Annotated in this window: 7 protein-coding genes; 4 read left to right on the plus strand and 3 right to left on the minus strand. The window is 38.4% G+C overall.

Annotated features, from left to right (window positions below; translation table 11 throughout):
• Positions 1-154: 154 nt before the first annotated feature.
• A complete protein-coding gene (locus tag BM084_RS16380; protein WP_093306111.1) occupies positions 155-2,671 on the plus strand; it encodes a M14 family metallopeptidase in 2,517 nt (838 codons plus the stop codon).
• A gap of 69 nt (positions 2,672-2,740) precedes the next feature.
• On the plus strand, positions 2,741-3,148 hold the full coding sequence (locus tag BM084_RS16385) for a hypothetical protein (RefSeq protein WP_075327623.1): 408 nt from the start codon (positions 2,741-2,743) through the stop codon (positions 3,146-3,148).
• 3 nt (positions 3,149-3,151) lie between these two features.
• Here the strand turns inward: BM084_RS16385 and BM084_RS16390 are convergent, their stop codons facing one another.
• Positions 3,152-3,487 (minus strand): tRNA-binding protein, encoded by a 336-nt coding sequence (locus BM084_RS16390; protein ID WP_075327624.1) that lies wholly within the window; start codon positions 3,485-3,487, stop codon positions 3,152-3,154.
• A gap of 171 nt (positions 3,488-3,658) precedes the next feature.
• On the opposite strand from BM084_RS16390, the gene BM084_RS16395 reads away from it, so the two are divergent.
• Together BM084_RS16395 and BM084_RS16400 are read left to right on the plus strand one after the other, a co-directional pair.
• Positions 3,659-4,228, plus strand: a complete 570-nt coding sequence (locus BM084_RS16395) for a thioredoxin family protein (RefSeq protein WP_075327625.1) — start codon at positions 3,659-3,661, stop codon at positions 4,226-4,228.
• Between the two features lie 142 nt (positions 4,229-4,370).
• Positions 4,371-5,012 carry a peroxiredoxin gene (locus BM084_RS16400; RefSeq protein WP_075327626.1) on the plus strand — a complete coding sequence of 214 codons (642 nt, stop codon included), beginning with the start codon at positions 4,371-4,373 and terminating at the stop codon, positions 5,010-5,012.
• A 179-nt stretch (positions 5,013-5,191) separates the two neighbouring features.
• On the opposite strand, the gene BM084_RS16405 is transcribed toward BM084_RS16400, so the two are convergent.
• Positions 5,192-6,124: a peptidylprolyl isomerase gene (locus tag BM084_RS16405; RefSeq protein WP_075327627.1), complete on the minus strand. Its 933-nt coding sequence runs from the start codon at positions 6,122-6,124 to the stop codon at positions 5,192-5,194.
• A gap of 47 nt (positions 6,125-6,171) precedes the next feature.
• On the minus strand, positions 6,172-7,800 hold the full coding sequence (locus tag BM084_RS16410) for an amidohydrolase (protein WP_093306112.1): 1,629 nt from the start codon (positions 7,798-7,800) through the stop codon (positions 6,172-6,174).
• Between the last annotated feature and the right edge of the window lie 273 nt (positions 7,801-8,073).

Genomic DNA, 8,073 nt, shown 5'->3' on the forward strand with positions numbered 1-8,073 from the left:
TTGAGATTAATTGCTCTAATGCTTAACTTAAAATTACAGTAATTTTATAAAGTGCCTCGTGCATTTGTTTCGAGTTAACTATTTAAAAACTATACAAAACCGTCCCGATATTTTCAGGACGGTTTTTTTATATTTATAACTAAATAAAAATAACATGCAAAGACTTTTACCCCTACTTATTTTCTTTCTTTGTTTTAGCGCTTTTACCCAACAAGAAGAACTGAGTTTAGATTATTACCTACCCCAGGATGTAAGTTACAATGAAGAAATTCCAAAACCCCAGGATATTATTGGCTACATCCCGGGAGAATGGCACGTAACCCACGATTTACTTTTAAATTATATGCGGGAACTTGCAAGAGTTTCCCCGCGAATTGAGGTAGAAAATCGCGGCAAAACCTATGAAGGCAGACCGCTTATTCTGCTTATTATAACCTCAGAAGAAAATCATAATAACCTGGAAGAAATCAGGGAAAATCATCTTGCTCTAACCCGGGAAAACGCTTCTTCGCTTAATACCGAAGAAATGCCCATTGTAGTAAACCAGGGGTTTTCCATTCACGGGAACGAAGCAAGCGGTTCTAATGCTGCGCTTTTAGCAGCTTATCACCTGGCTGCGGCTGAAGGTGAGGAAGTTCAGGAATTATTAGACAATACGATTATTCTTTTTGACCCAGCTTTTAATCCTGATGGTTTACAACGTTTCTCCTACTGGGCTAACACCCATAAAAGTGAAAATATAAATCCCGATCCGCAGGATAGGGAGTACGATGAAGTTTGGCCGGGCGGAAGAACAAATCACTATTGGTTTGATATGAATCGTGACTGGCTGCCGGTACAATTACCGGAGTCTCAGGCTCGCATTGAAACTTTTCATAAATGGATGCCGAATATTTTAACCGATCATCATGAAATGGGCTCTAATTCCAGTTTTTTCTTTCAGCCAGGAATTCCCTCAAGAACACACCCGCTTACGCCCGATATTAACCAGGAACTTACAAAGGAAATCGGCACTTATCACGCAGCAGCTTTTGATGAGTTAGGCTCCTTTTATTATACCGAAGAGAACTACGACGACTTTTACTACGGAAAAGGCTCTACTTTCCCCGATATCAATGGAAGTATAGGAATTCTTTTTGAACAGGGAAGTTCCCGTGGCCACGCCCAGGAAACCGATAACGGTATTCTTACTTTTCCGTTCACCATAAGAAATCAATTTACTGCGGCACTTTCTACTTTAGAGGCTGCTAAAAATATGCGAGAGAAAATTCTTAATTATCAACGCAATTTTTATAAGAATGCCCGCAATTCTGCTGAAAATGGAGCTTATGTTTTCGGCAGTGAAAAAGATGCTTCATCAGCTTACGAACTGGCGAAAATCCTGGAAAAACATAAAATAGAAATTCATAAAATCAAGGAAAATTTTGAATCTGACGGGAAGAATTTCAAAAAAAATTCGGCTTATGTAGTTCCTAAAAATCAGCGCCAGCATAGATTGGTAAAAGCTATGTTTGAGCGTAGAACCGAGTTTGAAGATAGTTTATTCTACGATATTTCGGCCTGGACGCTTCCTTTAGCTTTCAACCTGGATTATGCTGAAGACGTAAAAATGAATAAAGCCGGGGAGAAAATAAAAAACCTGGAAAAGCCAGAAATTGATCAGGTAGAAATAAGCAATTATGCTTATGTGATGCACTGGCACGATTTCTATTCACCGAAAGCTTTAAATATGATCCTGGAAAAAGGTTTGCGTGCAAAAGTTGGGATGCAACCATTTTCTTTGGAAAATAAAGAATACGATTATGGAACAATTTTAATTCCGGTTCAAAATCAAGAATTAGAGGCTGATAAAATGCACCAATTTCTGCAAGAAGTATCTCAAAAATCAAATGTACAAATAGAAGGGATAAACACCGGTCTAACCCAGGGCGTAAACCTTGGAAGTAATCAATTTAGAGCATTGCAACCTGCTAAAGTTGCTTTAATTGTAGGCGAAGGGATCACGCCGTACGATGCTGGTGAGATCTGGCATTTATTCGATCAGCGTTACGACATGAAAATTACAAAACTTGACACCCGAAATTTTTCAAGAGCAGATCTAAGTAGATATACTGACATTATTCTGCCAAATTCCTGGGGCAGCGCTTTAGATGATAGTGATATTGATAAATTAAAAGAATGGGTTCGCGATGGCGGAACTTTAATTGGTTATCGCAATGCCGCTCGATTTTTTGAAAAAGAGGATTTTATGGATCTCGAAATTAAAAAAGACAGCCTGGTGGCCGAAAATATTAGTTTTGAAGAACAACGAGATTTTAGAGGTGCACAGGGAATTGGCGGCGCTATTTTTGAAGCTAATATAGATCGTTCTCATCCAGCGAACTTTGGTTATACAAATGATAAACTTCCTTTATTTAGAAATACTACGATTTTTGTAGAAGCAGATAAACAGAGTTATAATAATCCAATTCAGTATACCGAGGAACCTTTACTAAGCGGTTATATTAGCGCACCGAGATTAGATTCTATTGCCGGGACGGTTCCGTTTAAACATACAGGAATGGGACGCGGAAATGTTATATTGTTCACCGATAATACCAACTTTAGAGCTTTCTGGTTTGGAACCAATAAATTATTGATGAATGCTATCTTCTTTGGCGATGAGATGTAAATTTCTGGATAGATGCACGCAACCTTTTGCGGTTGTGTGCATCTATTTAATATAACTAAAAACCAAAAGATGAAAAATTTGCTCTTTATTGTATTATTCGCAGCGATAACAAGTTGTTCTACCACTCCAAATAGTCCAGACCTTAATTTAGATAACCAAGAAATTACCGGAATATGGCAATTAACCGAAACCCTCGCCGATCCCGGTGACGGAAGCGGTACCTGGCAAACTGTTGAAAATGGAAGAACCCTCGAATTTACCTCTAATGGTTTAGTGAAGACTTCAGGTAGCTTTTGCAACGAAGAGGAAATAAATGAAACCTCGTACGATAACGCTGAAAAAATGATAAGTACAGATTGCGGTGAAAATACTTTTGAGCTTAAATATGAATTAAAAGAAGGAAAATTATTTATTTATCCTCATAGCCCAAGATGTATTGAAGCTTGTGGGAGTAAATATGAAAAAATAGAAGATTAAATTTTAACCTACCCGCAAGCCGTTTTCAACTTTAAAATCGGGGTTTAGTAGCACAATATCATTGTTTTTACCTACTGCCCCCAAAACCAAACATTCGCTCATAATATTAGCGATTTGTTTCTTCGGAAAATTAACCACCGCTACAATTTGCCTGTTGAGTAAATCCTCTTTTTTGTAACGCTTAGTGATTTGAGCGGAAGTTTTTCTTTCCCCAATTTCTTTTCCAAAATCGATAAGCATTTTATAGGCAGGATTTTTAGCTTCAGGAAAGTCGGAAATTTCAGTAATAGTCCCTATTCGCATTTCCACTTTTTCAAAATCTTTCCAGGAAATTTCCATAGTTTATTTTTAAGTCCAATTTAGAAAAAAAGTGGCTATTCCGAAGTGAATTCGTAAATTACCTTGTGGCGAGCCAGTGAGGCATAAATATGGAAAAATATTTTAATTTCAAGGCAAGCACGGGAGCATTTTAATTCTCAACTATCGAGTAAATTTATAAGAAAAGAGACTATGGCCAGAACTGCTTCAAATATGATCGCTTTGGGTACCAGGGCCCCAGATTTTAACCTTGTAGATGTAATTACCAGCAATAGGTATTCTCTTGAAAATATTCGGGGAAAAAAGGGCACTTTAATTATGTTTATAAGCAACCACTGTCCTTTTGTAAAACATGTAAACGAAGAAATAGTGAGACTGGCGGGCGATTACCGTGTTTTGGGTTTTGGTTTTGCCGCTATTATGAGTAATGATGTAGAAAATTACCCGGCAGATCATCCTGATAATATGAACGAGGTAGCCAGGAAACATCAATATTCTTTTCCTTATCTCTATGACGAATCCCAGGAAGTAGCAAGAGCTTATAAAGCTTCCTGTACACCAGATTTCTATCTTTTTGACGATGAATTAAAACTAATCTATCGCGGCCAGTTAGATGATTCCAGGCCCGGAAATGGAATTCCCGTAAACGGTAGACATTTGCGGGATGCTATGGATGCCGTTCTTTCTAATAAAAAAGTTCCTGAGCTACAGAAACCCAGTTTGGGCTGTAGTATTAAATGGAAATATGCCCCGGAATCTTAAGCATAGAAATTTGCTCATTTTTAAAGCAAAAAGTAACAATCAGTTAATCTTATCACAAAGCAAGTAAATCCTATTGGTTTAATAGGTTTTACTGAATATTATTCTTTAATTTTATAATTCGAATCACTAAAAATATAATATTATGAGCGAATTAAAATTAGGAGATAAAGCACCAAATTTTGATGCTGAAACTTCAGAAGGAAAAATCAATTTTTACGATTATTTAGGAGATAGCTGGGGAATTTTATTTTCGCACCCTGCCGATTATACTCCGGTTTGTACTACCGAGTTAGGAACGGTAGCGAAATATAAAGATAAATTTGAAGCCCGTAACACTAAAGTAATGGCTTTAAGTGTAGACGGCGTTGAATCTCATAAAGGCTGGATAGACGATATTAACGAAACCCAGAATACTACGGTTAATTTCCCAATTATTGCCGATGAAGATAAGAAGGTTTCTAACCTATATGGAATGATTCACCCAAAAGCCGACAACACGCTTACAGTACGTTCGGTTTATGTAATTGGGCCAGATAAAACCATTAAATTAATGATTACCTATCCCGCCAGTACCGGGAGAAATTTTGATGAATTACTTAGGGTAATAGATTCGCTACAACTTACCGCCTATCAAAAAGTAGCCACACCGGCTAACTGGAAGCACGGAGACGATGTAGTGATAAGTCCTTCGGTTTCTAATGAAGATGCCAAAGAGATGTTCCCTAAAGGTTTTAAAGAGGTAAAACCATACCTTAGAATGACCCCGCAACCAGATTCTAAGTAAAACGAACTGCTATTAAGCACGTCATTCTGAATTTGAATCGGGATTCTAAGCTTTTATATTTCGAAACAATTTAGATTCTGAAATAAATTCAGAATGACGCATAAAAAAAGACCTCACAAGTTTCGAAACTTGTGAGGTCTTTTTTTATTCAAATTCCCCCTCCAGGGGTTAGGGGGCTGTTATTTTACCGAAACCAATTCCACATCAAAAACCAAAGCTGCGTTTGGCGGTATCACACCACCGGCGCCCTGTTCCCCGTAAGCCAAATGCGACGGAATCACAAAACGAGCCTGGTCTCCAACATTCAATAGTAAAATACCTTCATCCCATCCGCTAATTACGTGCCCAACTCCTACCGGAAATTCCAACGGCTGATTTCTCTTGTAAGAAGAATCAAAAACACTACCATCGGTAAGCATTCCTTTGTAATGAACTGAAACGGTTTGTCCTTTTTCAGGTTTTGCGCCTTCGCCTTTCTTTTCAATTTTATACCGAAGTCCGCTTTCTGTGGTTTTAAAACCTTCTGAAAGTTTTCCTAGCAGTTCGTCTTCCCTTTTTTTAGCAGCTTCTTCTCTTTTAGCTTTAGCTCCATCAAATTGTCTAAAAGACTCTACAGCATTATAGTTTTCTGCTTTCTCTCCAGCTCTAAGGATTTCCAATTTTTCAATTTTATCTCCTTGCTTAATACTATCTACCACATCCTGGCCTTCAATAACGCTACCAAAAACAGTGTGTTTCCCGTCTAACCAGGGAGTTTCGGTATGCGTAATAAAAAACTGGCTTCCATTAGTACCGGGACCGGCGTTTGCCATAGAAAGTTTTCCCGGGGCATCGTGTTTTAAATCGGGGTGAATTTCATCTTCAAATTTATAACCAGGGCCACCAACACCTGTACCCTGGGGATCACCACCCTGAATCATAAAATTAGGAATCACACGGTGAAATTTAAGATCGTTATAATAAGGTTTTCCCTGCGGAAAAGCTTCGTTTTCCATTTTACCTTCAGCAAGACCTACAAAGTTACCCACTGTACCGGGTGCTTTTTCAAATTCAAGTTCCACTAAAATCTGGCCTTTAGTGGTATAAAATTTTGCATATAATCCGTCGTTCATTTTCTTATATTTTTAAGGTGCAAAGATATCTATTTTAATAGAATGCATTAATATACTTTTTCAGCATTTACGTAAGTTTCCAAAACTTTTATTCCAGGAATTTCAGCGGCATCAACTTTCATAATATCCTTATCAAGAATTATAAAATCGGCAAATTTACCTGCTTCAATACTTCCTTTTTCTTTTTCTTCAAAATTAGCGTAAGCCGCCCAAATAGTCATTCCTTTTAAAGTTTCTTCGCGAGATAAGGCCTGCTCCATCATAAAGCCATCTTCAGGATAATTATCAGTATCCTGTCTAGCTACAGCCGCGTAAAAAGTAAGAAACGGGCTCACTTCTTCTACCGGAAAATCGGTTCCAAGGGCAACAATCCCAGCTTGGTCCAGTAATTTTTTAAAGGCATATGCCCCTTGCATTCTTTCTTCACCCAAACGATCTTCTGCCCAATACATATCACTGGTTGCATGTGTAGGCTGTACCGACGGAATAATATTTTTGCTGAAATATTTAAAATCTGCCGTATCTATCACCTGGGAATGTTCTACCCTCCAACGGCGGTCTCCACCATCTTTTAAGAGTTCATCGTAAATTTTTAAAACCAGGTAATTAGCTGAATCTCCAATTGCGTGAGTATTTAACTGAAACTTTGAAGCAGCAAGGCGTTCAGCGGTTTCTTTAAAATCTTCAACCGGTGAAAGTAATGCTCCAAAATGCCCGGCACGATCGCTATATTCTTCTTTTAAAGCCGCGCCCCTGGAACCCAGTGCCCCATCGCCATAAAATTTAACCGACCGTACATTTAATCTTTCGGTTTTAATTGGGTCTTTGTCCAGATAATAATCAAGGTTCTCCTCGGTGTTACTAATCATCGCATACAGCCTTATTTTAAGACTTTCCTCCTGGTGAAGGCTATCCATAAGTTCTATAGTTTCCCTATCAATTCCCGCATCTACCACTGTGGTAAGTCCGTATTCAAAAGAAATTTTTTGAGCGTCCAGCAAGGCGTTCACCTGCTCTTGCGTAGAAGGTTCCGGTTGGGCATTGGTAATTAGACTCATAGGATTATCTACAATAATGCCGGTAAGCCTGCCATTTTTTTGTTCAATATCGCCACCATCAAAAGGAGTTACGGTAGTTATTCCCGCTTTATCTAACGCAGCCTGATTGGCTAAAAGTGCGTGGCCATCTATACGGGTAACAGCAATTGGAGTATCGGGAAATAATTCATCCAGGGTATCTTTTGTGGGAAATTCTTTGTTTTCCCAATCGTTTTGATCCCATCCTCTCCCGGTTATAAATTCTGCGCCACGTTGATTTTGAAAATCAACAATTCGTTGTACAACCTCATCAAAACTTTTGGTGCCGGTAAGGTCTACCCGTTGTTGCTGTAAGCCCAAGCGGTAAAAGTGAGCGTGCCCGTCTATAAAACCGGGAAATACACTTTTGCCTCCTGCGTCAAGCTTTTCAGCTATATCATATTTTTCCTCAAGCGCTTCAGCTGTGCCTATTTCCAGAAATTTACCGTCTTTAGTTACAAAAGCTTCAGCAGTACTAAAGTTCTCGTCCACAGTATAAATTTCAGCATTAAAAACCAGAAGGTCGGCTTTTTCTTTATCTATAGAATTACAGGAAATAAGCATCAGGCTGAATAGCCCAAGAAGTAATATTTTTTTCATTGTTTTCAATTTTCGTATAAAAATAATCAAGTAGGGTGAAGATAATAAATATTTGAGCATTTATTATCTTCATCCCTCTTCCAGAACCGTGCATACGGGTCTCGTACACGGCTCATGTTAAATCTTATTCAGTACTGTTTGATAGTACTGATGCAAAGTGTTCCCTTCAACTGTGTCCATTGCGTACAACCCTAATTCTGAGAAGTACTTATTGGGCAGGGCATAGTGTATTAAATTGGTGGAGGAGTTTCTCCATCGGGTTACCGATATCTT

Source organism: Salegentibacter agarivorans (assembly GCF_900113135.1).
Taxonomy (GTDB): Bacteria; Bacteroidota; Bacteroidia; order Flavobacteriales; family Flavobacteriaceae; genus Salegentibacter; species Salegentibacter agarivorans.

Coding starts and splice junctions, on each gene's coding strand:
- BM084_RS16380 (WP_093306111.1), top strand. CDS start 155: ATGCAAAGACTTTTACCCCTACTTATTTTCTTTCTTTGTTTTAGCGCT.
- BM084_RS16385 (WP_075327623.1), top strand. CDS start 2,741: ATGAAAAATTTGCTCTTTATTGTATTATTCGCAGCGATAACAAGTTGT.
- BM084_RS16390 (WP_075327624.1), bottom strand. CDS start 3,487: ATGGAAATTTCCTGGAAAGATTTTGAAAAAGTGGAAATGCGAATAGGG.
- BM084_RS16395 (WP_075327625.1), top strand. CDS start 3,659: ATGGCCAGAACTGCTTCAAATATGATCGCTTTGGGTACCAGGGCCCCA.
- BM084_RS16400 (WP_075327626.1), top strand. CDS start 4,371: ATGAGCGAATTAAAATTAGGAGATAAAGCACCAAATTTTGATGCTGAA.
- BM084_RS16405 (WP_075327627.1), bottom strand. CDS start 6,124: ATGAACGACGGATTATATGCAAAATTTTATACCACTAAAGGCCAGATT.
- BM084_RS16410 (WP_093306112.1), bottom strand. CDS start 7,800: ATGAAAAAAATATTACTTCTTGGGCTATTCAGCCTGATGCTTATTTCC.